At 70.7% G+C, this 26,587-nt stretch carries 23 protein-coding genes; 14 read left to right on the top strand and 9 right to left on the bottom strand.

What is annotated here, in order from left to right; all coding sequences use genetic code 11:
- Positions 1-20: 20 nt before the first annotated feature.
- Entirely contained in the window at positions 21-977 is a 957-nt protein-coding gene (locus tag VIL76_RS08670; RefSeq protein WP_332044622.1) for a FecR family protein, read from the bottom strand.
- A gap of 156 nt (positions 978-1,133) precedes the next feature.
- A complete protein-coding gene (locus tag VIL76_RS08665) occupies positions 1,134-1,685 on the bottom strand; it encodes an RNA polymerase sigma factor (RefSeq protein WP_332044621.1) in 552 nt (183 codons plus the stop codon).
- A gap of 252 nt (positions 1,686-1,937) precedes the next feature.
- On the opposite strand from VIL76_RS08665, the gene VIL76_RS08660 reads away from it, so the two are divergent.
- The 5 genes from VIL76_RS08660 (at position 1,938) to VIL76_RS08640 (ending at position 10,292) form a co-directional block, all read left to right on the top strand.
- Positions 1,938-3,020, top strand: a complete 1,083-nt coding sequence (locus VIL76_RS08660; RefSeq protein ID WP_332044620.1) for a S1C family serine protease — start codon at positions 1,938-1,940, stop codon at positions 3,018-3,020.
- Positions 3,021-3,133: 113 nt separating this feature from the next.
- A complete protein-coding gene (locus tag VIL76_RS08655) occupies positions 3,134-3,661 on the top strand; it encodes a DUF4402 domain-containing protein (RefSeq protein ID WP_332044619.1) in 528 nt (175 codons plus the stop codon).
- Positions 3,662-3,706: 45 nt separating this feature from the next.
- Positions 3,707-5,290 (top strand): tetratricopeptide repeat-containing sulfotransferase family protein, encoded by a 1,584-nt coding sequence (locus VIL76_RS08650; protein ID WP_332044618.1) that lies wholly within the window; start codon positions 3,707-3,709, stop codon positions 5,288-5,290.
- A gap of 93 nt (positions 5,291-5,383) precedes the next feature.
- Positions 5,384-8,185 carry a TonB-dependent receptor gene (locus tag VIL76_RS08645; protein ID WP_332044617.1) on the top strand — a complete coding sequence of 934 codons (2,802 nt, stop codon included), beginning with the start codon at positions 5,384-5,386 and terminating at the stop codon, positions 8,183-8,185.
- Positions 8,186-8,438: 253 nt separating this feature from the next.
- Positions 8,439-10,292 carry a phosphoenolpyruvate carboxykinase (GTP) gene (locus tag VIL76_RS08640; protein ID WP_332044616.1) on the top strand — a complete coding sequence of 618 codons (1,854 nt, stop codon included), beginning with the start codon at positions 8,439-8,441 and terminating at the stop codon, positions 10,290-10,292.
- Between the two features lie 90 nt (positions 10,293-10,382).
- On the opposite strand, the gene VIL76_RS08635 is transcribed toward VIL76_RS08640, so the two are convergent.
- The 3 genes from VIL76_RS08635 to VIL76_RS08625 form a co-directional block, all read right to left on the bottom strand.
- Entirely contained in the window at positions 10,383-12,332 is a 1,950-nt protein-coding gene (locus VIL76_RS08635; protein WP_332044615.1) for a nucleoside-diphosphate sugar epimerase/dehydratase, read from the bottom strand.
- A gap of 226 nt (positions 12,333-12,558) precedes the next feature.
- The gene (locus VIL76_RS08630) at positions 12,559-13,266 is read right to left on the bottom strand and encodes a TorF family putative porin (RefSeq protein ID WP_332044614.1); all 708 of its coding nucleotides are present in this window, start codon (positions 13,264-13,266) and stop codon (positions 12,559-12,561) included.
- A gap of 163 nt (positions 13,267-13,429) precedes the next feature.
- The gene (locus tag VIL76_RS08625) at positions 13,430-14,230 is read right to left on the bottom strand and encodes an SDR family NAD(P)-dependent oxidoreductase (RefSeq protein ID WP_332044613.1); all 801 of its coding nucleotides are present in this window, start codon (positions 14,228-14,230) and stop codon (positions 13,430-13,432) included.
- Positions 14,231-14,280: 50 nt separating this feature from the next.
- Between VIL76_RS08625 and queF the strand changes: the two genes are divergently transcribed.
- Positions 14,281-14,736, top strand: coding sequence for a preQ(1) synthase (gene queF / locus VIL76_RS08620; RefSeq protein ID WP_332044612.1), 456 nt, complete (start codon positions 14,281-14,283; stop codon positions 14,734-14,736).
- Positions 14,737-15,046: 310 nt separating this feature from the next.
- Here the strand turns inward: queF and VIL76_RS08615 are convergent, their stop codons facing one another.
- Both VIL76_RS08615 and VIL76_RS08610 read right to left on the bottom strand, forming a co-directional pair.
- Complete coding sequence (locus tag VIL76_RS08615) at positions 15,047-15,658, bottom strand: nitroreductase (protein WP_332044611.1); 612 nt, start codon at positions 15,656-15,658, stop codon at positions 15,047-15,049.
- A gap of 77 nt (positions 15,659-15,735) precedes the next feature.
- A complete protein-coding gene (locus tag VIL76_RS08610) occupies positions 15,736-16,542 on the bottom strand; it encodes a response regulator transcription factor (RefSeq protein WP_332044610.1) in 807 nt (268 codons plus the stop codon).
- 507 nt (positions 16,543-17,049) lie between these two features.
- On the opposite strand from VIL76_RS08610, the gene VIL76_RS08605 reads away from it, so the two are divergent.
- The gene (locus tag VIL76_RS08605; RefSeq protein ID WP_332044609.1) at positions 17,050-20,055 is read left to right on the top strand and encodes a TonB-dependent receptor plug domain-containing protein; all 3,006 of its coding nucleotides are present in this window, start codon (positions 17,050-17,052) and stop codon (positions 20,053-20,055) included.
- 75 nt (positions 20,056-20,130) lie between these two features.
- Here VIL76_RS08605 and VIL76_RS08600 read toward each other — a convergent pair whose 3' ends face one another.
- Positions 20,131-21,030, bottom strand: a complete 900-nt coding sequence (locus tag VIL76_RS08600; RefSeq protein ID WP_332044608.1) for a LysR substrate-binding domain-containing protein — start codon at positions 21,028-21,030, stop codon at positions 20,131-20,133.
- 203 nt (positions 21,031-21,233) lie between these two features.
- Here VIL76_RS08600 and VIL76_RS08595 point away from each other — a divergent pair, with 203 nt between their 5' ends.
- The 7 genes from VIL76_RS08595 to VIL76_RS08565 all read left to right on the top strand — a co-directional run bounded on the left by VIL76_RS08595 (position 21,234) and on the right by VIL76_RS08565 (position 25,917).
- Positions 21,234-22,283: a sensor histidine kinase gene (locus VIL76_RS08595; protein WP_332044607.1), complete on the top strand. Its 1,050-nt coding sequence runs from the start codon at positions 21,234-21,236 to the stop codon at positions 22,281-22,283.
- Positions 22,280-23,080 (top strand): LytTR family DNA-binding domain-containing protein, encoded by an 801-nt coding sequence (locus VIL76_RS08590; RefSeq protein ID WP_332044606.1) that lies wholly within the window; start codon positions 22,280-22,282, stop codon positions 23,078-23,080. Before VIL76_RS08595 ends, VIL76_RS08590 begins: the two co-directional genes overlap by 4 nt.
- 51 nt (positions 23,081-23,131) lie before the next feature.
- The gene (locus tag VIL76_RS08585) at positions 23,132-23,746 is read left to right on the top strand and encodes an NUDIX hydrolase (RefSeq protein WP_332044605.1); all 615 of its coding nucleotides are present in this window, start codon (positions 23,132-23,134) and stop codon (positions 23,744-23,746) included.
- A gap of 28 nt (positions 23,747-23,774) precedes the next feature.
- Entirely contained in the window at positions 23,775-24,605 is an 831-nt protein-coding gene (gene cysE, locus VIL76_RS08580; protein ID WP_332044604.1) for a serine O-acetyltransferase, read from the top strand.
- Between the two features lie 62 nt (positions 24,606-24,667).
- Entirely contained in the window at positions 24,668-24,874 is a 207-nt protein-coding gene (locus VIL76_RS08575; RefSeq protein ID WP_332044603.1) for a DUF3126 family protein, read from the top strand.
- A gap of 70 nt (positions 24,875-24,944) precedes the next feature.
- Complete coding sequence (locus VIL76_RS08570; protein WP_332044602.1) at positions 24,945-25,313, top strand: TA system antitoxin ParD family protein; 369 nt, start codon at positions 24,945-24,947, stop codon at positions 25,311-25,313.
- Between the two features lie 4 nt (positions 25,314-25,317).
- Positions 25,318-25,917 carry a zeta toxin family protein gene (locus VIL76_RS08565; protein ID WP_332044601.1) on the top strand — a complete coding sequence of 200 codons (600 nt, stop codon included), beginning with the start codon at positions 25,318-25,320 and terminating at the stop codon, positions 25,915-25,917.
- A 4-nt stretch (positions 25,918-25,921) separates the two neighbouring features.
- Here the strand turns inward: VIL76_RS08565 and VIL76_RS08560 are convergent, their stop codons facing one another.
- The gene (locus tag VIL76_RS08560; protein WP_332044600.1) at positions 25,922-26,212 is read right to left on the bottom strand and encodes a hypothetical protein; all 291 of its coding nucleotides are present in this window, start codon (positions 26,210-26,212) and stop codon (positions 25,922-25,924) included.
- Between the last annotated feature and the right edge of the window lie 375 nt (positions 26,213-26,587).

Below are 26,587 nucleotides of genomic sequence, written 5' to 3'. Positions count from 1 at the left end.
CCCCAGGGCCGCTTGGGTCTTTAGCGCCGCAAGACCACGCCCGACCCGGAACGTACCGGCTCAGCGGAAACCAGCAAGGCCAGGCGACGAATGACCGCGTCCTGGTCGTCGAGGATCAGCACGCCGGAGATTGGCGTGGCCGCGAGCGCGGCGTCCTCGATGCGGATGGGGGTGTCGAAGTGGGCGTTCAGGTCGGCGATCACCTCAGAGAGCGGCCGGGCGCGGTAGACGAGCCGCCCGCTGCGCCAGGCCAGCACCTCGTCCGGCGCGGCGGCGACGACCCGGGCGCCGGCGACGCCTTCCTGGTGCTCCAGCCGCTCGCCGCGCGTCAGGCGGAAGGCGGAGCCCTTGGCGCCCTCGACGGGACGCACCTCGACAACCCCTTCGGCCACGGTGACGGCCAGGCGGCCGTCGCGGCGGCGGACGTCGAACTGGGTGCCGACGACGCGCACGAGGCGGTCGCCCGCGGCGATGACGAAGGGGCGGTTGCGGTCGGCGGCGACCTCGAAGACCGCCTGGCCGTGGTCGAGGGTCACGCGGCGCTCGTCCTTGGCCAGGGTGACGGTGAGCGCGGTGTCGGCGTTGAGGTAGATCCGCGAGCCGTCCGCCAGGTCCACGGAGCGGCGCTCGGCGCGGGCGGTCTGGAAGGGCTGCGCGGCGGGATCAGCGGCCTGGAGCTGCGGGAGGATGACGGCGGCGGCGGCGAGGGCCGCGGCGATGGCGCCGCCCACGAACCAGGCGCGGCGGGTGGGGGCGGCACGGACGCTGCGGTTTCGCAGGGCTTCGCCGACGGCGGCGGCGTTGGCGCCGTACTCGGTCCAGACGGCCAGGGCGGCGTCGTAGGCCCGCGCGTTGGCGGGCTCGGCCAGCCAGGCGTCGAAGCCGAGCGCGTCCCCGGCGTCTCCGGCCTGAAGCCGGACGATCCAGTCGCAGGCTGCTTCGAGCCGCGCTTCGTCGTGTGCCGAACTACCGATCATCACCTAGCCGTACGCGCAGATGCGCCTCTCCGTATCGTAAGACGCCGCCGTGGCCTGCAGCCCCCCAGCGGGCATCGCGCAATTCACGGTAGAACCTTCCGAGGCTGCGCGCCACGCGGTCGGCATTACTTTCCCGCTGCGCGTCGAGAGGGAAGGTCATCGGCCGAGCCTGGCGGTGAGGGCCTTGAGGGCGGCGGAGATGTGCTTCTCCACGGACTTCACCGAGAGGCCCATGGCCTGGGCGGTCTGGGCGTGGCTGAGGCCGTCGAGCTTGTGGAGGCGGAAGGCGCGCTGCATCTGCGGCGGCAGCGCGGCGACGGCGTCGACCAGCTGGGCCAGGCGCTGGCGGGAGGCGAGCGCCTCGTCGGCGGCGGGCTCCTCGGCCACCTCGTCGGCGCCCAGGCGGGTGCGGGCCTCGCGGCTCCAGGCGCCGTCGCGGGCCGCCGCGCGGGTCTCGCCGCGAGCGCGGTCGAGCATCAGGTTGGTGGCGATGCGGTAGATGAGGGCGACAGGGTTCTCGGCGTCGGGGGCTTGCGGCCGGCCGGCGAGCTTCAGGTAGAGTTCCTGGGCGAGGTCCTCCGCCGCAGCGGCCGAGCCGGTGCGGGCGGCGAAGAAGCGCACCAGGTTGGACCGCCGGGAAAGGTAAGCCGCGACAAGGGGATCGCTCTCGTCGGGCGGCTGTCGCGGTTCGGGTGGCGGCTCGGACACGGGTTCAAGGTGTGCCCGATTTTCCAAAACTGCGCCAACCCGCCGCAGCGGGTGGGGGGTCCGCGCGCTCGGCGGCGTTACATCGACAATGCCGGCGGCTTCGGGGAAGCCGAGGAGAGCGGCATCAGAGACGTGCGGGCCGCGCTGGGGAAGCTGCGGCCCGCACTGCTTTTGGGCCTATCGCGCGGGCGACCCATGGTCCCCGGGCCCCCCACGTCCTAAGTGACCCGAAGGCGAGCGACGGAGGGTTCCGTGAGGCGACGGATTGCGGCGGCGGTGATGGCGGGGCTGGCGACGATGCTGGCGGCCTGCGAGCAGCGCGAACCGGCGCCGGCCGCGCCGCTGGAGAAGGGGGCCATCGAGGTCCCGGCCATCGCCACGCCGGCGGGCGACGCGCCCAGCTCCTTCGCGCCGATCGTACGCAAGGTCTCGCCGGCGGTGGTCTCTATCGACACCCTGGCGGTGGGGCAGGGCGGCTCGCCCTTCCCGGGGCTGCCGATCGGCGCCACCCCGGTGCAGCGGGGCGCCGGCTCCGGCTTCATCATCAGCGGCGACGGCTATGTGGTGACCAACAACCACGTGGTGGAGGGCGCCCGCGAGATCGTGGTGACGCTGGCCGACGACCGGCAGTTCCCCGCCAGGCTGGTGGGGCGCGACCCGCCGACCGACCTGGCAGTGCTGAAGATCGACGCCGGTGGCCTGCCGTTCGTGAGCTTCGCGCGCCAGGCGCTGCCGGAGGTGGGCGACTGGGTGGTGGCGGTGGGCAATCCCTTCGGCCTGGGCGGCACGGCCACCGCCGGCATCGTCTCGGCTCGGGGACGCGAGATCGGCGAGGCCTATGTCAGCTTCCTGCAGATCGACGCGCCCATAAACAGCGGCAACTCCGGGGGGCCATCCTTCGACCTGCAGGGGCGGGTGGTGGGGGTGAACACGGCGATCTTCTCGCCTACCGGCGGCTCGGTGGGCATCGGCTTCGCGATCCCGGCGGACACCGCCGAGAGCGTCGTGCGCCAGCTGATCCGCGACGGACGGGTTACCCGCGGATATCTGGGCGTGGGCGTCGGCGACCTCACGCCGGCGCTGGCGATGCGCTTGGGGCTGCAGGGGCAGCGGGGCGCGGTGATCGCCGACGTGGCGCAGGGCGGACCGGCGACGGGACGGCTGCGGGTGGGCGACGTGGTCACCGCGGTGGGCGCCCAGCCGGTGAAGGGCTCCAGTGACCTGATGCGGGCGGTGGCCGGCGCGCCGCCAGGGTCGGACCTGGCGCTGACCTTGCTGCGCGAAGGGCGGCGGGTGGAGGTGCGGGTGCGCGTCGCGCGGCGCCCCGACGAGTAGGACCACGACCGGGGCGCGATCCTCCGCACGCGGAGGTCGTGCGACCACCTGTTCACCTTTCCCTGCTGAGATTGCACCGGTATACGGGGCGTCCCTTCGGGAGGGGTGAGAGCTTGGCGCATAGACATGTCATCGCGGCGGCGGCCGCCTCAGCACTGCTGGGCGCAGGCGGCCAGGCGGCCGCGGCCGACGCGACGGCCACGGCCAGCGTCGAGCTGATCAACCTGCAGGAGATCTACGTCAGCAAGGTCTCGGACATCTCGTTCGGGACCATCCTGAAGCCGACCTCCGGCATCCTGGAGGTCACCATCGAGCCCGGCGGCGGGCGCAGCGCCTCGGGCGGGGCCGGCGGCGAGCTGATCGGCGCAGGCTCGAGCTCGGCGCGGTTCGACGTGGGCGGCGACGGCGGGCGGACCTTCACCATCACCCTCCCGCCCTCGGTGACGCTCACCAAGTCCGGCGGCGGGGCGAACCGCCAGCTGACCCTCAGCCCCGAGGCGTCCACCACCGACACGCTCAGCGGGACGAGCGGCCAGTTCGGCGCCAAGCAGATCGAGGTGACCGGCAGCCTGGAGATCCCGTCCACCGTGGAGAGCGGCGCCTACGCCGGCCACGTGCCCGTCACCGTCGCCTACCAGTAGGCCTGCGGCTCGACCGGCCGCGGGGGATCGGCTAACCCCGGCGGCGTGACCCAGCCTCCCAGCTTCGAGACGGCGGTGGCGCAGGCGCGCGCCGCCCTGCTGCAGGGCCGGCTCGACGACGCCCGCCGGGCGATCAAGACCGCCGCCGCGGCACAGCCGAAGTCGCCGCAACCGTGGCTGATGCGCGCCGACGTGGCGCGGGCGGCGGGCGACATCGACGACTTCCAGAAGAGCCTCGGCAAGGCGCGCGGGCTGATCGCGGACCCGGCGCTGGGCCTGCGCCTGGACGTCGACCGCGCCTCGGCGCTGCTGGAGCTCGGACGGCGCGCCAAGGCCCTGGAGCTGGCCCGCGCCGCCGCCGACGTCATTGAGGCCGAGCCGCGGCTCTCCGGCCGGCTGGCGGCCCTGCTGGACGCGCTGGAGGCGCCGGAAGCCGCCGCGCCGCTGGCGGAGCGGGCGGCGGCGCTCGAGCCCGGCCGGCCGGAGGTCTGGCTGGACCTCGCCATCGTGCGCCGGGCGCTGGGGGAGCTGGACGCGGCGGAGGCGGCCTGCGAGCGGGCGATCGCCCTGCGCCCCGGCTTCACCGAGGCCCACGCCGTGTTGACCACGCTCAAGCGCTGGACCTCGGAAGCCAACCACGTGGAGCGCCTGCGCGCGGCGCTGGCGGGCGCGGCGCCGCGCTTGGAGCGGGCGCGGCTGGGCTATGCGCTCTTCAAGGAGCTGGACGATCTGGAGCGGCGCGACGAGGCCTGGGCGGCGCTGCAGGCGGCGGCCGACGAGGCCCGGCGGGTCTATCCATGGGCGGACGCCGCGGACGCCGAACTGGTGACGGCCCTGCAGCGCGCCTTCCCGGAGCCGCCGACGAGCAGCCCGGCCAAGCCCCGCGTCCCGCGCCCGATCTTCGTGGTCGGCCTGCCGCGCTCCGGCACCAGCCTGGTGGAACGGATCCTTTCGGCGCACAGCCGGGTGTCGGCCCTGGGCGAGCTCGGCACGTTTGGCGCGTTGGTCGCAGGTCAGCTGGGCGCGGCGCCGCAGACCTACGTCGACGCCGACGTCGCCTCCCGCCTCGACCGCGTCGACTGGCGCGCGGTGGGAGAGGGCTACCGAGAGATCGTGCAGCGTCTCGCGCCCGGCGCCGCGGTGACCGTCGACAAGCTGCCGCAGAACTGGCTCTACGCAGGCGCCATCGCGCGCGCCCTCCCGGACGCGGTGATCGTGCACCTGGACCGGGGCGCGATGGACAACCTGTTCGGCTGCTACCGGCAGCTGTTCCAGCGCGACTTCCACTGGTCCTACAGCCTCGACGACCTGGCGGCGCACTACGCACACTATCGGCGGCTAACGGACCATTGGCGCAGCGTGCTCGGCCACAGCTGGGCGGATGTGGACTACGAGGCTCTGGCGAGGGATCCGGAGCCGCACATCCGCCGGCTGCTGGACGCCTGCGGCCTGCCGTTCGAGGCCGCCTGCCTGCGGCCGCACGAAGCTGCGGGGCGTGCCCGCTCGATCTCGATGGTGCAGCTCCAGCAGCCGATCAACACCCGCGGGATCGGCGCCTGGCGCGCCTACGCCGAGCGGCTGGAGCCGCTGCGGGCGCAGCTGGAGTCCATGGGTCTGCTCCAGGCCTGAAACAATCGGGCCAAACCGGCGCCGTGATCCGAATGCAAGCTTGAGAGTTAGAGCCCAGACCGAAATGCCGGCCCACGGCAGGGGAGACCTCACTTGGCTGAACGCACGTGGCGAAGCGCCCGCTGGGCGCTATTCGCGGCAGGTTCGCTGCTGATCGCCGGGGCGGCCCAGGCCCAGCCCGCGCCACGGCCCGATCCCGACGACGTGGACGTCGAGGTCACCGAGGACGTGGAGGTCGAGGAGCTGGTGGTGGTGGCCGCGGGCGGGCCTCCCATCGGCTCGGCGATCGGCGACATCCCGCCGGAGATCACGCTGGACGCCCGCGAGATCCGCGCGCTGGGCGCGAGCTCGGTGGCCGAGCTGCTGGAGGCCCTGGAGCCGCAAATCGGCTCCAGCCGTGGACGCGGGGGGCGGCCGGTGACGCTGGTGAACGGCGCGCGCATCTCCTCCTTCGCCGAGATCCGCGACCTGCCGCCGGAAGCCATCCTGCGGGTGGACATCCTGCCGGAGGAGGTGGCGCTGAAGTACGGCTACCGCGCCGACCAGCGGGTGGTGAACTTCGTCCTGCGCCGCCGCTTCCGGGCGACGACCGTCGAGGCGGGGGCGCGGGTCGCGACGGCCGGCGGCCGCGAGAGCTACGACGCCGACGTCAACCAGTTGCGGATCCAGCGCGACACCCGCCTGCAGCTCGACCTCAAGGTCAGCGGCGCCAACGCCCTGCTGGAGAGCGAGCGAGACGTGCTCCGGACCGGCGGGGCGCCGGCCAGCCTCTCCGGCAATGTCACCGCGCCGTCGTTCGGCGCCGAGATCGATCCGGCCCTGTCGGCGCTGGCCGGGCAGCCGCTGACGGCCGTGGGCATCCCGGCCGGGGCGCCGACGCTGGCCGGCTTCGCCGCCACTCCGTTCACGACCACCGACGAGGCGCCGTACCGAACCCTGCTGCGCCCGCAGACCCAGGCGGCGCTGAACGCCATCCTCAGCCGGCCGCTGGGCGACGGGGTCTCGCTCACCCTCAACGGCACGCTGGAGGCCAGCGAGATCGAGAGTTGGCTCGGCCTGCCGCGCACCACCCTGATCGCGCCCGCCGGCGGCCCATTCTCCCCCTTCGCGGGGCCAGTGGCGGTGCAGCGCTTTGCGCGGCTGGAGCCGCTGACCCGGACCCTGGACAGCTGGGGCGCGCACTTCGGCATGTCGATGCGCGGGGCGGTCTCCGGCTGGCAGTGGACGCTGACCGCCAACGCGGACCGGAGCGACAACCAGACCATCACCGAGCGGGGCCTGGACGTGAGCGGGCTGCAGGCGGCGGTGAACGCCGGAACGGTGAACCCGTTCGCGGCGGCGCCCGCGGACCTGCTGCTGTACCGACCGCTGGACCTGACGCACTCGGTCGTCACGTCGGGCGATGCGGACCTGCTGTTCACCGGCGCCTTGTTCGAGCTGCCAGCCGGAGAGGTCCGCACCTCGGTGACGGCCGGCCTCGATGCGCGGCGAGTGGAGAGCTCGTCGTTGCGCAGCGGCCTCGAGCGCTCCGTGGAGCTGTCGCGGGGCCTCGGGCGGCTGCAGGGCAATGTGGACGTGCCGATCGCCAGCCGGCGCAACGGGACGCTCGAGGCGCTCGGCAACCTGTCACTGAACTTCAACGCGGAGGTCGCCGAGCTCTCGGACTTCGGGACGCTCTGGACGGTGGGCGCAGGCGTCAACTGGTCGCCGATAGAGCCCCTGCGAATCATCGCCTCGGTCACCCAGGAGGACGGCGCGCCGACCATCCAGCAGCTCGGCGATCCGGAGATCGAGACGCCCAACGTGCGGGTGTTCGACTACGTCCTGGGCCGGACGGTGGAAGTCACCCGGATCGAGGGCGGAAATCCGGCGCTGCAGGCCGACAGCCGGCGCGTCTTCAAGCTGGGCCTCACCTGGAAGCCGTGGGATGAGCGGGACCTCACCTTCCGCGCCGACTGGACGCGCTCGCGCACCGAGAACCTGATCGCCTCCTTCCCCGAGCCGACGGCGGAGATCGAACAGGCGTTCCCCGGCCGGATCATCCGGGAGGGCGGGCAGCTGGTGCGTATCGACGTGCGCCCGGTGAACTTCGACCGCCAGGCGCGCGAGGAGGTCCGCTGGGGCTTCAACTACAGCCGGCCCTTGCGCAACACCCGGCCGCCGCCCGGCTTCGAGGGTCGCTTCGCGGCCGGTGGGCAGGCGGCGCCGGGCGATCGCCGGCGGCAGCGCGAAGCCCAGGGCCAGCCTCCGGCAGGCGCCCAGCCAGCTCAGGCCGGACAGGCGCCGCAGGCCGGCCAGACGCCTCCGGGCGCCGGCGCGGAGGGCGGGGGTCGGCGCTTCCCCGGCGGCGGCGGCCCGGGCGGCGGCCGCTTCGGGCCCGGCGGCGGCTTTGGCGGTCGCGGCGGCGGGTTCGGCGGGGGCTCGATCCAGGTCGGGCTCTTCCACACGCTGCGGCTCCAGGACGAGATCGTGATCCGACCCGGCCTCGCGCCGCTCGACTTCCTGGGCGGCTCGGCCGCGGGCGGCGCGGGCGGTCAGCCGCGGCACCAGGTGGACCTGCAAGCCGCGGTCAACCGCAACGGGCTGGGCGCCCGGCTCACCGCCCGCTGGCAGAGCGCAACCGAGGTGCGCGGCCTCCTGGGCGGGCAGGACCTCAGGTTCTCCGAGACCACGCGGGTGAACCTGCGGCTGTTCGCCGACCTCGGCCAGCAGCCGTTCGCCCGGCGCCATACCTGGCTGCGCGGCGCCCGCCTGACACTGACCGTCGACAACCTGTTCGACAGCCGCCAGGAGGTCCGCGACGCGACCGGGGCGACCCCGTTGAACTTCCAGCCGGACCTGCTCGACCCGCTGGGCCGCACGGTCCGGGTCAGCTTCCGCAAGGTGTTCTTCTGATGAAAGCGGCTCCTGAGTCCCGCCGCCGCGATTCGGCCAAAAGTTCCCCAGGAGACCCAAAGGTCGAGCGGATGTGATCACAAACGGCTGATCCAAAGGGGATTTCGTGCGTTTAGCCGACGACCCAGCAGTGGGCCAGGGCGCGCGCGGTAGGCAGGCGCGCGTTCTGCATTTATGACGTCTTTTCACGAGTTGGATCGCGCGGGGGACCGGTGGGGGCCCGGCAGATCACGGGGCCAGGGAGTTTTTTTGAATGAGCGATAGGATCGTCCCGGGACTTGAGCCCGCGCCGACGAAACACACCCGACTCGTCGAGTGGGTGCGCCAGATCGCGGAGCTCACGCAGCCGGACTGCGTCCGCTGGTGCGACGGTTCCGAGGGCGAGTGGAACGAGCTGACCGACGAGCTCGTGGCGGCGGGCACGCTGAAGCGGCTGAACCCGGCCAAGCGCCCGAACTCCTTCTATGCGGCGTCCGATCCGAAGGACGTGGCGCGCGTCGAGAGCCGCACCTTCATTTGTTCCGAGAAGCCGGAAGACGCCGGCCCCACCAACAACTGGCTCGACCCGACGGAGATGCGGTCGGACCTGAAGGACCTGTTCAAGGGCTGCATGCGCGGCCGCACGCTGTACGTGGTGCCGTTCTGCATGGGCCCGCTGGGCTCGAAGATCTCGGCCATCGGCGTGGAGCTGACCGACAGCCCGTACGTGGCCGTATCCATGCGCATCATGACGCGGATGGGCCAGGCCGCCCTCGACCAGCTCGGCGAGGACGGTTTTTTTGTGCCCGCCGTCCATTCGGTCGGCGTGCCCCTGGTCGACGGGAAGAAGGACGTCCCGTGGCCCTGCAACGAGATCAAGTACATCGTCCACTTCCCGGAGACACGGGAGATCTGGTCCTACGGCTCCGGCTACGGCGGCAATGCGCTGCTCGGCAAGAAGTGCTTCGCGCTGCGGATCGCCTCGGTGATGGCCCGCGACGAGGGCTGGTTCGCCGAGCACATGCTGATCCTGAAGCTCACCTCGCCTGAGCAGAAGACCCACTATGTGGCGGCCGCCTTCCCGAGCGCCTGCGGCAAGACCAACATGGCCATGCTGCAGCCCACGCTAGAGGGCTGGAAGGCCGAGACCGTCGGGGACGACATCTGCTGGATGCGTTTCGGGGAGGACGGCCGGCTCTATGCGGTGAACCCGGAAGCCGGGTTCTTCGGCGTGGCCCCCGGGACCGGCGACGAGACCAACAAGAACGCGGTGGCCGCCCTCCATGGCAACTGCATCTTCACCAACGTGGCGCTGACCGACGACGGCGACGTCTGGTGGGAAGGCCTCACGGCCGAGCCCCCGGCGCACCTGACCGACTGGCAGGGCCGCGACTGGACGCCGGCGAGCGAAACCCCCGCCGCGCACCCGAACGCCCGCTTCACGGTCCCCGCCGCCCAGTGCCCGGTGATCGCGGGCGAGTGGGAAGACCCCAAGGGCGTGCCCATCTCGGCCATCCTGTTCGGCGGCCGCCGCGCGTCGGCCGTGCCGCTGGTGAACGAGGCCCGTGACTGGGCGCACGGCGTGTTCATGGCCTCCAACGTCGCCTCGGAAGGCACGGCGGCGGCGGAGAACGCCATCGGCGAGCTGCGCCGCGATCCGTTCGCGATGCTGCCCTTCTGCGGCTACAACATGGGCGACTATTTCGGTCACTGGCTGGAGATGGGCGCCAAGGCGAAGGACCCGGCCAAGCTGCCGCGGATCTACTTCGTCAACTGGTTCCGCAAGGACGAGCGCGGTAAGTTCGTCTGGCCGGGCTACGGCGAGAACAGCCGCGTGCTGAAGTGGATCGTCGATCGGCTGGAAGGCCGCGCCGAGGCGGTGGACACCCCGATCGGCCGCCTGCCGGCGCCGGGCAGCCTGGACGTCTCGGGCCTGGACCTCACCGACGACCAGCTCGACCTGCTGCTGACCGTCGACCGCGACATCTGGCGCCAGGAAGCGGCGCTCATCCCGCCGTTCTACGAGAAGTTCGGGGACCGCACGCCCAAGGCGCTTTGGGCCGAGTACGAGGCCCTCGTGGAACGCCTCGGCAAGGCCAAGGCCCCGGCCATGGCGGCAGCGGAGTAGGTTTCAGCTTCAGCCTGATGACGAGAGGGGCCGCACCCAAGGTGCGGCCCTTCTTCGTTCGTGGCCAAATAGACCTCGCGTCCAGCGCGCTTACGGCTGCTCGCTGGCTCTACGGCTGGCGACGACGCGGAGGTCGGGCTTGGGCTGGGGCTTCTCGGCCTTTTCGCCGCGGATTTGCGAGACCAGGTCGAAGAGGGCGCGGCGCAGGTCGCCGGTCTCGCCGAGGGTGGCGAGCGCCTCCAGCCGCGAGATGTGGTCGGGCGTGATGCGCGGCGCGCCGCCGGCGACCACCTCCATCACGTTGGGCGCGCAGGGGATCGCCCGCTCGGTCTCGTCGAACAGGGCCTCGGTGAGCTTCTCGCCCGGCCGCAGGCCGGTGAGCTGGATCTCCACGTCGTTGCGGCCGGACAGCGCGATCATCTGGCGGGCGAGGTCCATGATCTTCACCGGCTCGCCCATCTCCAACACGAACAGGCGCGCATCGCGGCGCTCGCCCTCGGCGGAGGTGGCGGTGGCGTGCAGCACCAGCTGGGCCGCCTCCGGGATGGTCATGAAGAAGCGTTCCATCTCGGGATGGGTGACCGTCACCGGGCCGCCGCGCTCGATCTGGGACTTGAAGATCGGCACCACCGAGCCTGCGGAGCCAAGCACGTTGCCGAAGCGGACGGCCGAGAAGCGGGTGCCGTCGCCGGTGGTCTGCTGGGCCTGGATCAGCGCCTCCGCCAGGCGCTTGGTGGCGCCCATGACGTTGGTCGGGTCGACGGCCTTATCGGTGGAGATCAGCACCATGTGCGCCGCCCCGCAGGCCTTGGCGGCCTCGGTCACGTTGAGGGTGCCGATGACGTTGGTGAGCACGCTCTCGGACGGGTGGCGCTCCATGAGCGGCACGTGCTTCAGGGCCGCGGCGTGGAAGACGAGGTCCGGCGCCTCTTCCCGGAAGACCGAGGTTAGCCGGGTGGCGTTGCGCACGTCGCAGAGCACGGTGGAGCGCGAGATGTGCGGGAACTCGTCGCCCATCTCCCGCTCGATCGCGAACAGCGAGGGTTCGGAATAGTCCACCAGGGTCAGGTGCGCGCAGTCGAAGGCGGCAACCTGGCGGCACAGCTCGGCGCCGATGGAGCCGCCGGCGCCGGTGACCAGCACCCGGCGACCGCGGATCAGGCCGGCGATGGCGTGTCGGTCCAGCTCGATCGGATCGCGGGCCAGCAGCTCCTCGATGGCGATGTCTCGCATCGGCAGGGGGGTGAGGCTGTCGTGCTGGCCGAGCTCGACGATGGAGGGCAGGCGCAGGAGGCGGATGCCGTCCTGCTTCAGACGGCCCAGCTGCTCGGCGGTGAGGCCCTTCAGCCGCGCGGGCTCCTCGAGGAAGAGGATGGCGCGCGGATAGCGGTTCCAGCGGCGCAAGTCGGCGAGCGCCGCGTCCAGGTTCTCGAGGCTTTCGATGATGCAGACGCCGCGCACCTGCTGGCCCACGTCGCGCGGGTCGAGGCCCACGATGCCGACCGGGGTGAAGGCGCGCTCGTGGCTGCGCGAGGCGTCGCGCAGGTAGGTGTCGGCGAGCGAGGGCGGGCCAATCAGCAGCAGGGACGGGCTCCGTGCGGTCGGCCCCTTCAGCGGCGAGAGGGCCACCAGGGCGCGCTCGTGGATCGCCCGGCGCAGGATCCGCAGCCCCATGGAGCCCACCATCTGGAACAGCGGCGCCATGACCAGGGTCGAGCGGGGCAGGCTCTGGGCGCGGTTCAGCACGAAGACCGCGAGCAGGAACACGCCGACGCTGAGCAGCGCGATCCGCGCCAGCACCAGGGCGTCGGGGATGGAGGTGTAGCGCCACGGCGAAAGCTCGCGGCGGAACAGGAGGGTGAAGATGCCCGCAATCGCAGCGTAGAGCACGGTGAGCTGGGCGAAATTCATCGCCGGCAGCCCGTCCGGGCGGAAGGTCGGCAGGTCGACCGGCGACACCACATAGGCGAGCGCGAACGCCGCCGCGGCGATCACCAGGTCGGCGACGATGGTCTGGACGCGGAACGCCATCCGCTCCATGGGCCGACCTCCGGTCACGTTACGATGCGGCGACATAGACCTTAAGCGCCTGATCCGCCAATGAAACTTGGCGGGGGTCGCCCAGAGTTCGAAGCCCCGGAAGCCTGGCCCTCGCCGGGGCTTGGTTCGACCCTAGAAACGGCGGGCTCCGGGGGCAATGGGAAAAGCCGCCGCGGGGGGCCGCGGCGGCTCGCCTGTTGCGCGAAAACAGCGTCTTCCGCGTGTGCTAGAAGGTGGCCTTCACCCCGAACACCACCCGGCCTTCGGCCAGATAGCCCAGGGCGTCGCTCTCGTCGGTGTCCCAGTAGCGCAGGTCCAGGCCGATGTTGTCGGTCAGGGCGAAGCCCAGGCCCACGTTCCAGGTGGTGTAATCGACGCCCACTTCCACCCACTGGCGGCCCACCGCGCCGGAGACGCTGAACTTGCTGTCGCCGAGCGGCATGGCGGCGTTGGCTTCCAGGTAGGTGGCGTTCCCCGTCTCTCCGAAGAACTCGGGCGAGTAGAAGACGGCCGCGCCGATCGTCGCCGGGCCCGCGGGGGCGGAAATGGCGAGCTTGCCTTCCCAGAAGTCTTCGTTCGGGCCGGTGGGCTGGTTCGTATAGCCGTAATAGATGAAGCCGATGTCGAGGGTGGCGGCGCCCAGGGCCGGCTTGATGCCGCCGTAGACGTCGAACTCCAGTTCGGTGCCGTTGTTGAACTCGACGTTGGACACCCAGACGCCGGCGTAGCCGATCGAGCCGATGGTCGCGTCGACGCCGCCGAAGATCTGCGGCTCCTCGTCGGTCTGGCTGATGCCGCGGAACACGTACTCGGTGGCGGCGCCCACGTTGAAGCTGAGGGAGACCGGACCGGAGTCTTCCTCCTGGGCCTGCGCGGCGCCGCCCATGGCCAGGGCGCCGACAGCCCCCAGCAGCGCGAGTTTCAGAGCTTTCATGGTCTATCCCCTTCGATCCGGCGCCCTTTGGGCTTGCCTGTGCGGAGGGAATGGTCGCGGGCCGCAGGGATTGAGCAACGAAGCGGCGCCCCCGGGGTCCGAAGAGACGGCAGGTGACCCGAAATTGGGCGGGGGCGGGGCCGGGCGCCCCGCAATTGTGCAGTTAGCGGGCGACGCGGGCCGCGTAGCCCAGGTGGCTGCCGGCGTCGACGAGGAGGGTCTCGCCGGTCACGTGTCGCGACGCGGGGGAGGCGAGGAAGATGGTCGCCGCGGCAATGTCGTCCGGTCCCGAGGCCACCTTCAGCGGCGTGGAGGCGGCGGCGTTCGCCCGGACCCGGTCGGCGCCCTGCTCGCCCAGGCCCTTGCCGAACCAGGGGGTGTCGATGAAGCCGGGGCAGACGGCGTTGACGCGGATCCGGGGCGCCAGCGCGCGGGCCAGGGACAGGGTCATGGTGGTCAGCGCGCCCTTCGAGGCCGCGTAGGGCACCGAGGAGCCGATGCCCGTGACGCCGGCGATGGAGGCGGTGTTGACCACGGCGCCGGGCCGCTCGCCGGCTTCCAACAGGGCGCGGCAGGCGCGGACCATCTGGAAGGCGCCCACGACGTTCACGGCGTAGAGCCGCAGGAAGTCGTCGGCGGAGACGGCGTCCATGTCGCCGTGGGCGGCGAAGGTGGTCGTGCCGGCGTTGTTGAAGAGGGCGTCGATGCGGCCGAAGGGCTCGGCCGCGGCCGCGATCCGGCGGCAGTCGTCGTCTATCGCCACGTCGCCGGGCGCCAGCACCGCCTTGGCCCCGTGCGCCTCCACCTGGCGGGCGGTCTCCTGGGCCTCGTCGACGGAGCGGGCGTAGTTGACGACGACGGCTTGCGCACCCTGCTCGGCGGTTTGGACGGCGATGGAGCGACCAAGGCCGGTCGAGGCGCCGGTCACAACCACCACCATGCCTTCGAAGTCGCGCCCGGCCATATCGTCCCCTCCTGTTGTTGCCCCAACCTGTAGCGGCTAAAGGCCCCGGCATGGAAGAGACCCACCTGACCCAGCTCGGCCGAGACGTGCGCGGCTACGCCTCGCCGGAGGAGGCCGTGCTGGAGCGCGTGCCCAATCCACATGCCGACACCGCCTACCTGGTGCGCTTCACGGCGCCGGAGTTCACCTCCCTGTGCCCGGTGACGGGGCAGCCGGACTTCGCCCACATCGTCATCGACTACTTGCCGGACGCCTGGCTGGTGGAATCGAAGTCGCTGAAGCTCTACCTCGCCTCGTTCCGCAACCATGGGGCGTTCCACGAGGACTGCACCGTCGCCATCGGGCGGCGTCTCGTCGCAGAGCTGGCGCCGAAGTGGCTGCGGATCGGAGGGTACTGGTATCCGCGGGGAGGAATTCCCATCGACGTTTTTTGGCAGAGCGGGCCTGCGCCGGAAGGCCTGTGGTTGCCGGACCAGGGCGTCGCGCCGTATCGCGGCCGCGGCTAAGGAGTCGCCGGAAAGTCGCCGCGGCCCGGTGTCTGGCGAATTACTTGCGCTCCTACAGCGGAGCTCTGTCACGTCGCCGTGAACGACTCTGGTTAAGATCGGCCGTTGCCGAGGAGAACTCAGGCCCGGCCACTCTCCTCTGAGGCGAAAAGCAGGGTGCGGCGGCTGAAAAAGCCGCTGCGGGCTTCCCAAAACGGGGAATGGGGCCTATACCTAGTCTCGCCCAACTCTCCTCGGGCGTGTCACCTCAGGCCGGACGGTGCGGTGCGCCGTCCGGCCGTTGTGTTTCTGGAGCCCACCGTTCTGGGGCTCAGCCTTCCCAGCGTGACACGAGCGAAGCCGGCGTCGGCCGCTCGCGCTCCAGCGGCGGCTCCCGCGGCGTTCCCATCAGCACGAAGCCGGCCACCCGCTCGCCCGGGGTCAGGCCGAGCACGGCCGTCGCCTCGGGGTCGTACGAATACCAGTCGGTGATCCAGTTGGCGCCGTACCCCATGGCCAACGCAGCGTAGAGCAGGGTCGTGCAAACCGCGCCGGCGGAGAGCAGCTGCTCCCATTCCGGAATGGCGGCGGGCTTGGGCGAAGCGATCACCACCACCGCCAGGGGCGGGACCTTCAGCTTGGCGAGCTTGGCGGCGGCCTGGGCGTCGCCGCGGGCCTGGGCCAGCGCCTCGAGCCTGGCGGCGAAGGCGGCCTTGGCGTCACTCTCCAGCAGCACGAACCGCCACGGCGCCAGCTTGCCGTGGTCTGGGACCCGCGTCGCCAGGCGCAGGAGGGCGTCGAGCTCATCCAGCGTCGGCGCAGGCGCGCCCAGGGTCACCGCCGAGGTGGAGCGGCGCAGCGCCAGGAACTCCAGCACCTGCGGCGCGGGCGCCAGGGGTATCAGCGCCCCGAACTCGGGCGCGGGCGGCAGGGCGACGGTCACGGGCGCGCCTCCTTCGGCTCAGGGCCAGGGGCGCCGTGTTTAGGGCCGTGCGCCTCGCCGGTGCAAGGCGCACTTGGTCAGGCCGCCGCGGCCTGGGGTGGCTCCGCCGGCCGCGCGGTCACGTGGAAGGCGTAGCCGCCGTTGCGCCGCAGGGTCTTGATCAGGTCGCCCGCGCCCTCGCACGCCTGCAGGCGGCGGCGCAGCCGGGCCACGCGGGCGTCGATGGAGCGCAGGTTCACCGCGCTGGGCGCCTCGTACATCAGCGACATCAGGTCGTCGCGGCGCAGCACCTCGCCCGGACGGTCGGTGAAGGCCTGCAGCAGGGCGGCTTCCGAGGGGCTGAGCCGGACGGTGACGCCCGATGGGCCAGTGACGTAGCCGAGCCGGGGCTCGAAGCGCCAGCCGCCGGGGCGGCCGGCCGCCTCGCCGAAGCCGCCGCGCTCGCCGCGCCGCAGCAGGGCGCGCACCCGCGCCATCAGCTCCAGAGGGTGGGCGTCCTTGCCCAGGACGTCGTCGGCGCCGAACTCCAGCGCCGCCACCCGGTCGAGTGTCTCGGCCTGGGCGGCGTAGACCAGCACCGGCAGGCGCGCGCCCTCCGCGATACGCCGGCAGAGCGCCAGGCCGTCGGCGCCCCCGAGCGCGGTCTCCAGGATCACCAGGTCGAAGCCGCCGGCGTCCAGCGCCTCGGCGGCCTCGACGGGATCGGCCATCCAGGTGACCTCCAGCCCCTGGCGGCGCAGCATCTGGACGCCGGGCTGGGCGGCGGCTTCCTGCGGCTCCAGCCACAGCACCTTCTGCGGTCCGTCCCTGCGGATCACGCTGGGGCCGAACACCACCGCGGCCCGTGGGCCCTGCGGCGTCGTCACGTTGGCGGCTGCGGTCATGGCGTTCTCCCCGATGCGGCCACCAGGATACTGAATCCATGCCGTCTATTGTGACGAGTTCTCGTCATACTTTGCATGAGAAGGATTCATGGATGTTACGTCTGCGAGGTGAGACTTTCAAAAGGCGCCATGTCTTATTTTTGCAACATCGAAAACCTAAGCCGCGCCTACGATCGGCTGCAGCGGCCGGAAGACGCCACTGCGGCCGCCCACGTCGATGTTCCGTTTGCGGACTCCAAAACACGTGAAACTACAGCATCTTGGCAGAGGATTGCCGCAGGTCCCAGGATCCCTTGGTCAAGGTGACTCATGAGAACTTCTCATGAAGGGGATCGAACAAATTCAGTAATCGCGGTTCAGCCTCGACAATAGCTTCCCCCCAGCGCGCCGGCCCTCGAGCCCGCGGCCGGACCCCCGGCTGCGGCGGACGGCGACTTTCATCTTTAGGGGCGCGGCCGCGGGCGAGCCTGTGGGCGCTGGAGGATTCGAACCTTGAAAACCAAGTCCATGCGGCAACGCCTTCTGGCGTCTTCGATGATTTGCGGCGCGGCCCTCGCGGGCCTGGCGGCTGCGCCGGCTTCGGCGCAGGAGGCCGGCAATGAGGTGACCGAGATCGTGGTCACCGGCTCGCGCATCCCGCAGCCCAACCTGGAAAGCGTCAGCCCCGTCCAGGTGGTGGGCTCGGAGGAGGTGGTGCTGGGCGGCCGTCCGGTCACCGCCGACCTCCTGAACCAGCTGCCGCAGGTCTACCAGAACAGCCAGACCGGCTTCTCCACCACCTCCAACCCCCTGTCCGGTCCCGGCGGCATCGCGACCGTCGACCTGCGCGGCCTCGGGCAGCAGCGGACCCTGGTGCTGGTCGACGGCCGCCGCCTCGGCATCGGCGACCCGAACACCGGCAACCCCAACCCCTCGCCCGACATCAACCAGATCCCCTCGCAGCTGATCGAGCGGGTGGAGGTGCTGACCGGCGGCGCTTCGGCGACCTACGGCTCGGACGCCGTCGCTGGCGTCGTCAACTTCGTGATGAAGCGTAACTTCGAGGGCATCGAGATCGACGCCCAGTGGGGCGTCTACCAGCACAACCAGCACAACGAATATGTGCAGAGCCTGCTGCCCGCGCGCCAGATCCGGGCGCCCAAGGAGAGCGTCTGGGACGGCCGCTCGCAGGACCTGTCCATCGTGTTCGGCTCGAACCTGGCCGACGACAAGGGCAACGTCACCGCCTTCTTCACCTACCACCACCAGGACCCCGTGGTGCAGAGCAAGCGCGACTTCTCCGCCTGCCAGCTCGTCCTAGCGCCCGGGGGCATCGTTCGCTGCGAAGGCTCGCCCAACTCCAACCAGTGGCTGAGCGCCAGCGGCGCCCCCTTCATCATCAACGGCGCGCCCGCGACCCAGATCGCCGTGGTCGGCAACCAGTTCGCCCCCTACAGCATCACGGCGAACACCACCCCGCCGCCGTTCTTCAACAGCCATGACTACGCCCACCTGATCCAGGACGGCACGCGGTACACGGCGGGCTTCTTCGCGAACTACGAGCTGAGCGAGAACATCAACCTGTACTCCGACTTCAACTTCATGAACGACAAGTCGAACGTGCAGATCGCGCCCACGGGCCTCTTCCAGGCGTCCGGCTCGTCGGACACCGGCGGATTCCTGGTGAACTGCAACAATCCGCTGATGAGCGCCCAGCAGCAGCAGGTCTGCCTTTCGGTCGCCGACCCCGCCACCGGCCGGGCCGACCTCTACATCGGCCGGCGGAACATCGAGGGCGGCGGCCGCAACAGCTTCTACGACCACACCAATTACCGGTTCGTGGCCGGCGCGCGCGGCTCGCTGTTCGGGCCGTTCAGCTATGACGTCTATGGTTCGTTCTACTACACGAGCCTCTACACGGCCTCGGAGAACTACCTCTCGATCGCGGGCATCCAGAATGCGTTGCTGGTGGAGCAGGGTCCGAACGGCCCGCGCTGCATCGACGCCACCGCCCGCGCCAACGGCTGCGTGCCCTACAACATCTTCCAGGACGGCCAGGTCAGCCAGGCCGCGCTCGACTACCTGGACATCACGGGCACCGCACGCGGCACCATCACCGAGCGCATCGTCGAAGCTGTGGTCACGGGCGACCTCGGCGACTACGGGATCAAATCGCCGTGGGCCGAGAACGCCGTGGGCGTTGCGTTCGGCGTGCAGAACCGCCGCGACCACCTGGAGTTCGCACCTGACGCGGCCCTGCTCTCGGGCGACCTGTCGGGCGCCGGTGGCGCATCGACCGACATCGACAACTCGATCTCGGTTACCGACTTCTACGGCGAAGTCCGGGTCCCGCTCATCCAGGACATGCCGTGGGCCCGCGAGGTGCTGTTCGAGGGCGGCTACCGCTACTCGGACTACTCGACCGGCATCGCAACCGACACCTACAAGCTCGCCCTTCAGTACGCGCCCACGGAGGACATCCGATTCCGCGCGTCCTTCCAGCAGGCGATCCGGGCTCCGTCGATCCTGGAGCTCTACACGCCACAGGCGGTGACCAACACCAGCTCGCTGGCGGAAGACCCCTGCGCGGCCAACGCCCAGAATCCGGCGACGTTGGCCCAGTGCCTGAACACCGGCATCACCGCGGCGCAGTACGGAAACATCCCGCAGTGCCCGTCCGGCCAGTGCGCGGTGCTGAACGGCGGCAACCCGGACCTGCAGGCGGAGACGGCGAAGACGGTGTCCGTCGGCTTCACCACCACGCCGCGCTGGATCCGCGGGTTCACCGCCAGCGTCGACTACTACAAGATCGACCTGGAAGGCACGATCGGCGCCGTCGGCCTCGGCATCATCATGGACAAGTGCCTGAACACGGGCGACCCGACCTTCTGCAATCTGATCGTCCGCGCATCGAACGGGGTGCTCTTCGGCACCAGCATCGCCACCGGTGGCTACATCGTCGGCACCGGCGTCAACGTGGGCGCCAACACCGCCGAGGGCATCGACTTCCAGGCCGCCTACAACTTCCCCCTGGAGAGCTGGGGCCTGGAGCGCTTCGGCTCGCTGTCGTTCAACTTCGCGGGCTCCTACCTGTTGAAGGCCACGACCATCTCGCTCCCGGGCGAGCCGGAGTACGACTGCGCCGGCCTGTTCGGCACCCAGTGCGCCACGCTGAACCCGCGCTGGCGCCACACCCTGCGCTTCAACTGGCGCCCGATCGAACCGCTGACCGTCTCGGCGGCGTGGCGCTACATCGGGGAGGTGAAGCTGGAGACCGACACCAACGAACCCACCATCGGCAACGGCGGGGTCAACGTGTTCAACCACCTCCTGCCGGAGCGGAGCTACCTGGACCTCTCGGCCCGCTATGTCGTCAACGACATGTTCCAGGTCCGCGCGGGCGTGAACAACGTCCTCGACCAGGATCCGCCGCTGGTGAACAACCGCATCTCGCAGACGGGCTCGCCCAACAGCTACCCGACCTACGACCTGCTGGGCCGGCGCATCTTCGTGGGCTTCACCGCCAGCTTCTAGGACGGGAAGGGTCACAGAAAACGGGCGGCGGTCCCCAGACCGCCGCCCGTCATCGTTTGCGCTATGATGGAGAGATCAGGCCGCCGCGTTGAGCGGCGCAGGCTGCTGGCTGGGGGCCAGTTCGCCGGCGAGCCAGTCGACGAAGCGCTGCACCGCCTCGGCCCCGGCGGCGGCGGGGTTCCAGACCGCCGCGTAGTCCTCGCGCAGCGGCGCCTCGGCGTCGAACAGGCGCACCAGCCTGCGGGCGGCGAGGTCCTCACGCACCAACAGGGCAGGGGCGAGCGCCACGCCTGCGCCGCAACGGGCGAGCTCGATGGCGGACACCGGGTTGTCGATGGTCACTCCGGCGGGCGTGACCAGTTCGCCCAGGCCCACCTGCTCGAGCCACAGCCGCCACGGCGCGCCGGGCTGGTGGATCAGCCGCGCGCGGGCGAGGTCCTCCGGACGGCGGGGCAGGTCGGCTGCCGGCGCGGCGACCGGGATCAGGGTCTCGCCGGCCAGCCTGCGGCGCGCCAGGCCCGAGCAGGCGCCGGCGCCGAACAGCACGGCGACGTCCACCTCGCCCGCCGTCACCGGCCCGTGGTCGGCCAGCAGGCGCAGTTCGAAGCGGGGCTCGGGGTTGGCCTCGACGAAGGCGTTCAGCCTGGGCGCCAGCACGCGTTCCAGCACGCCGGCCGGGGCGCCGAGGATGATGCGGGTGCGGCTGGGCTTCGGCTGCACGTCGAAGGCCTCGGAGATCAGGTCGAGAGAGAGCCGCAGCCGGCTGACGAACGCTCGGCCCGCCTCGGTCAGCACCACCGTGCGGCCGAACCGCTCGAAGAGTTCGACCCCCAGGCGCAGCTCCAGCGAGCGGATCGCGTGGCTGATGGCGCTCTGAGTTAGGTTGAGCTCGTCCGCGGCGCGGGTGAAGCTCTGGTGCCGGGCCGCAGCCTCGAAGGCGGCGATGGCGCGGAGCGACGGCGGACGGACGGGCATGGGTGGATTCCCTCTCGAGAGTGGACCACCCTCGATTGTTGACGGCGTAAGGGATTCCGTCTGCGGCCGTGCGGCGAGCGGCGTCCGGCGCGCCGCCGAACGGGACCGGTTTGCGGCGAACGGTGGCGTTAGGGCGACGAACGGGACTTGGGTGCGGCCCGCAAATTGCTGAGAATGCGTGAGAAAGGGAGGGCGGGTCGGCCTTGCGCAGACCGAGCAACTACCTGTTGGCGAACTTGGGGCTGTGGGTTCTCACCTACGGCATCGTCACCGCGCGCGCCCTTTCCAGCGACTATCCCATGCCGCACCAGGGCGACATGGCGCTGCGCCGCCTGGGGATGGCGGCGGCGGGCTTCCTGGCGTGCCTGGCCATCAAGCCCGTGCTGGCGGCGCTCTCGCAGCGGCCGGTCTGGACGCGGACGGCGGTCAGCGTGGCGTTTTCGGCCGCCGGCGGCGTGGCCTACGCCTGGCTGAACTACGTGGTCTTCTACAGCGTCGCCCCCCGCTGGCCGGTGGAGCCACTCACGCTGATGAGCACGCTGTGGATGGCGTCCTCCTTCTTCTGGACCTTCCTGGCCTGGTGCGTGGTCTTCTTCGCCATTCGAGCCGAGGAGGAGCTGAGGGAAAACTCGATCCGGCTAGTCTCGGCCCAGGCGCTCGCCGCCGACGCACAGAACCGGATGCTGCGCTACCAGATCAACCCGCACTTCCTGTTCAACACCCTGAACGCGCTTTCCTCGCTGATCCTGGCCAAGGAGACCGAGCGGGCCGAGCGGGTGGTGCTCTCGCTCTCCAGCTTCCTGCGCTACACCCTGGAGAAGGACGTGCCCGACAAGGCGCCGCTCTCGGAGGAGATCGACGCCCAGCGGCAATACCTGCTGATCGAGCAGGCGCGCTTCGAGGACCGGCTGGTGATCCACGAGAACGTGCCCGATGAACTGCGGGGGGCGCTGGTGCCCAGCCTGATCCTGCAGCCGCTCGTCGAGAACGCCGTGAAGTACGGCGTCGCCCGCTCCAGCGATCCCGTGACCGTGGAGATTTCCGCCGAGGCCTCGGTCGCGCGCCTGAAGCTCAGCGTCTCCGACGACGGGAAGAACGGCGGCGGCGCCGAGCCGCCCCGCCTGGGCGTGGGCCTGCAGAACGTGCGGCGCAGGCTCGAGGTGCTCTACGGCAAGACCGCCAAACTGCGTTGCGAACGCCTCAGCCCTCACGGCTTCCTGGCGACCATTGAAATCCCCCTGGAGACGGCATGAGCGCGCCGCTGCGCATAGGGCTTGTGGACGACGAGCCGCCGGCGATCCGCCGCCTCTCGCTGGCCCTTGCCGAGATGCCCGGCGTCGCGGTCGTGGGCACGGCCGGCGACGGCGCCCAGGCGCTCGAGCTGATCGCCGCGGGTGGGCTCGACGTGGTCCTGCTCGACATCCGCATGCCGGGGCTATCGGGGCTCGACCTGCTGCGCGCGGTGCCCAGGGAGGGTGCGCCGGTGTTCGTCTTCGTCACGGCCTACAGCCGCTTCGCCGCCGAGGCGTTCGAGCTGGCGGCCGCGGACTACCTCCTCAAGCCCGTCGAGTTCGAGCGCCTGCGCCAGGCCATCGACCGGGCCCGCCAGACGCTCGCCTCCCGCGCCGCGGCCGAGCGCATCTCGGAGCTGGAGAAGGTCGTCGCTGCCATGAAGTCGGGCACTGCGGAGCCGCCGGAGGGCGGCTGGCTCACCGAGCTGTGGGTGCCCGATCGCGGCGAGCGCCTGCGCCTCCCGGTGCAGCTGATCGACTGGGTCGAGGCCGAGCGCGACTATGTCCGGATCCACAGCCGGGGCCGCAGCTTCCTGATCCGCAAGTCGATCCGCGACCTGGAGGCCGAGCTCGACCCGGCCGCCTTCCTGCGCGTCCACCGCGCCGCCCTGATCCGCCGTGACCGCGTCGCCCGGATCGCCCGCCGCCCCGGCGGACTCTCGACGGTCATCCTGCAGTCGGGCGCAGAGGTCCCGGTCTCTCGGCGGCTGGCGTCCCGCGTCCGCCGCCTCGCCACGGGACGCCAAGAGCAGGCCTAGGCCGCTGCGCCCGGCTTCGCTAAGGAACCCGCACCGTTGGAGGGGCTCTGAATGTCCGAGAAGCCGGCCTGGATGAAGCCGCACGGGGAGCCGTGGCGGAGCAAATCCGAGCGCGTCGTCTACGAGAACCCCTGGATCCGGGTCAGCGAGCACGAGGCGGTGGCTCCGACGGGCCAGCCGGCGCAGTACGGCGTCGTCTCGTTCAAGAACCTGGCGATGGCCATCCTCGCGCTGCACGACGACGGGATGGTCGTGCTGGTGGGCCAGAACCGCTTTGCCCTGCGCAACTACAGCTGGGAGATCCCCGAAGGCGGCGGCGCGCTCGACGTGGAGCCGCTGGAGAGCGCCAAGCGCGAACTGGTGGAGGAGACCGGCCTGGAGGCCGCGGACTGGCGCCACGTGCTGACGGCCCAGCTCTCCAACTCGGTCACCGACGAGCGGGCCTACGGCTTCATCGCGCTGGGGCTGTCGCACGCCCCCGGCGGCGATCACAGGGATGACACCGAGGACCTCGCTATGGTGCGTGTCCCTTTCCGGGAGGCCCTGGACGCCGCCCTGGCCGGCCATTTGCAGGACGTGCTCACAGTGGCGATGTTGCTGCGGGCCTACCATATGGCTCGTGAAGGGGCTTTGCCGGGCGCGCTCGCACGCGCCATGCTAGGCTAGGGAGACGGCCGGTGGGCCGGGAGGACGCATGAGCCAGCGCCTGGAAGTCATCGATCCGGCAGCCGCGCCGCCTGTCTGGGCCGCCCTGCGCAACGAGGCCTATGCCGCCGCCAAGAGCGAGGCGGCGCTGGCCAGCCTGCTTGCCGCAGTGATCCTCAACCACGAGACGCTAGGCGACGCGCTCTCCTACCAGCTCGCCCGCAAGCTGGGCGACCAGGAGCTGCGCGCCATGAGCGTGCGCGACATCGCCGAGGAGGCCTACGAGCGCGCCCCGGAGCTGGTGGAGATGGCCGAGGCGGACCTGCGCGCCGTGTTCGAGCGCGACCCGGCCTGCAAGGGCTACGTCCAGCCGTTCCTATTCTTCAAGGGCTTCCAGGCGCTGCAGACCCAGCGGGTGGCCCACTGGCTGTGGGGCCAGGGCCGCGAGACGCTGGCCTTCTACCTGCAGAGCCGCTCCAGCGAGATCTTCCAGGTGGACATCCACCCGGCCACCAAGATCGGCAAGGGCGTGTTCGTCGACCACGGCACCGGCATCGTCATCGGCGAGACCGCGGTGATCGGCGACGACGTCTCCATGCTGCAGGGCGTGACCCTGGGCGGCACCGGCGCCGAGCGCGGGGACCGCCACCCGAAGATCGGCAAGGGCGTGCTGCTGGGCGCTGGCGCCAAGGTGCTCGGCAACATCCACATCGGCGACTACGCCAAGGTGGCCTCGGGCTCGGTGGTGCTGAAGGATGTCCCCGCCGGCTGCACGGCCGCAGGCGTCCCGGCCCGCCTGGTCAACTGTCCGACCTGCGAGGAGCCGGCCCGGAGCATGGACCACACCCTGGCCGACGTTGTGTACGACTACGTGATCTGAGGTTTTCCCGGCGCGCGCGAACAGGTAGGTATCGCGCGTTGGGGACCCCAGGAGCGTTGCGCGTGGACGAGAAAGCAATCCGAAAGCTGGAAGGCCACCTGCGGGGGACCTTCGCCAACGCGCGCATCAACCTCGTCCCGCGCCCCAAGCAGAAGGACTCTGCCGAGGTCTATATAGGCGAGGAGTTCGTGGGCGTCGTCTTCCAGGACGAGGACGAGGACGGCTCGTACATGTTCGAGATGGCCATCCTCGCCGAGGACCTGCCCTAAGGGCCTTTCCGCCGGGGTTATTGAAACCTTAGGCCTGAGGTGGCATTTTGACACCACACAGGTGTCATCCATGACCGCCAAGCACGCCTCCGTAAAGCTCTCCCGGGAACTCCTGGACGTCGCACGCCGCGAAGCCGAGACCTTTAACCGGTCGCTGGGCGCGCAGGTGGAGCATTGGGCGCTCCTCGGCCGGGCCACGGAGAACAGCCCGGGCGCGAGCATGGATCGCATCCGCGCAGCCCTGGCCGGCCGCTCCACCTTCGAGCAACTGACCACCATCGAGCAGACGGCCTTCCTCGAGCAATTCGGCGCGGAGTACGAGGCCGAGACCCACGAGGCTTATGCCGCCCTGGGGCGCGAAGCAGGCGCTGTCGGGCATGACGAGGATGGCCGGCTCGTCCGACGCCAAGCTGACGGCAGCCTCAAACCCCTAGACTGACGGCATGCAGCCGCTCGTCCCGGCGTTCCACATCCTCGCCGGGCCGAACGGGGCGGGGAAGTCGACGCTCTACGACCTCGTCTTGCGCGCCCGGGTGAGCGCCGAGTTCGTCAACGCCGACCGGCTGGTGTTCGAAAGCGTCGGCCGCCATGCCCTGACGCGCGAAGAGGCTCAACTCGGCCAGCGGTTGGCCGAAGCGCGGCGGGAGGTGCTGATGGCCGCCCGGCAGAGTCTCGTCACCGAGTCGACCTTCTCTCACCCGTCGAAGCTGGAGCTCGTGCAGCGTGCGAAGGCGCTCGGCTATCGCATTGTCGTGTTCCACGTGCATCTGGACACCGTGGAGCAGGCGATCGCCCGGGTGGCGCACCGCGAGACGCAGGGCGGCCACCCCGTTCCGGAGGCCAATCTCCGAGGCCGCTACGCACGAAACCCGGCGATCATCCGCCAGGCGGTGCTCATGGCCGACCAGGCGATCATCTTCGACAACAGCGCGCTCGGCCGGCCGCCCCGGCGGTTGATCGCCTTTTCCGGTGGCCACGCCATCTTCATGGCCGACAACCTGCCGGCCTGGGCCGCAGAGCTCTACGGCCCAGACCTGGCCTGATCGACTAGTGCTTCTCGGTCGTGGTCGTGGTGGTCGTCGTCGAGCCGGCTGCGCCGGGCGCCGCCGTGGTGCTTTCCACCGGACCCGAGCCGTCGACCGGCGTCGAGGCGGCGGTGGCGGCCTGCTGCGCCTGCTGCTGCAGCTGGGCGTCGGGCACGACGCTCGCAGGCGCCTCGGTAGTGACGGTGGCCGTGGCGGTGCCGGTGTCGGCCTCGGCTTCCCGTTCCTTGTCGCCGCAGGCGGCGAGGCTGAGGGCGAGCGCGCCGGCGGCAACGAGCGTGATCAAGCGAGTCATGTGGGGTGTTCCTCCCGTTGTCCCTCAAATCATAGTCCCAGCAGGCCAGGTTCGTTCCCCGCCGCCCACGCTTGCATGTATCAGAAAATAAGTTCATGTTTTGTTCTGGATCGCGCCGGGCGCGGGTTATTCTGAACGTCGGCGGAAGAAAGGTCTCCCGCCAATGGAGCAGGGGTAACAATGGCGCGACACGACGTAGACAGCCTGAGCGGAGCAGCCCTCTATCAATGGTTCCGCCGTCCGCTAGACGAGATAGAGGAAGAGCGGCAACGGGCGCTCGCGGCGGGGCGGGAGCTCTGGAACAAGGGAACGCGGACGGGTCAGTGCGTCTCGGCGCGCACTCAGACGGAGCTCGAGGCGATTGGCCGGTCGGAG

This window comes from Phenylobacterium sp., assembly GCF_036563285.1.
GTDB lineage: Bacteria > Pseudomonadota > Alphaproteobacteria > Caulobacterales > Caulobacteraceae > Phenylobacterium.
This window is presented reverse-complemented; position numbering and strand designations above follow the sequence as displayed.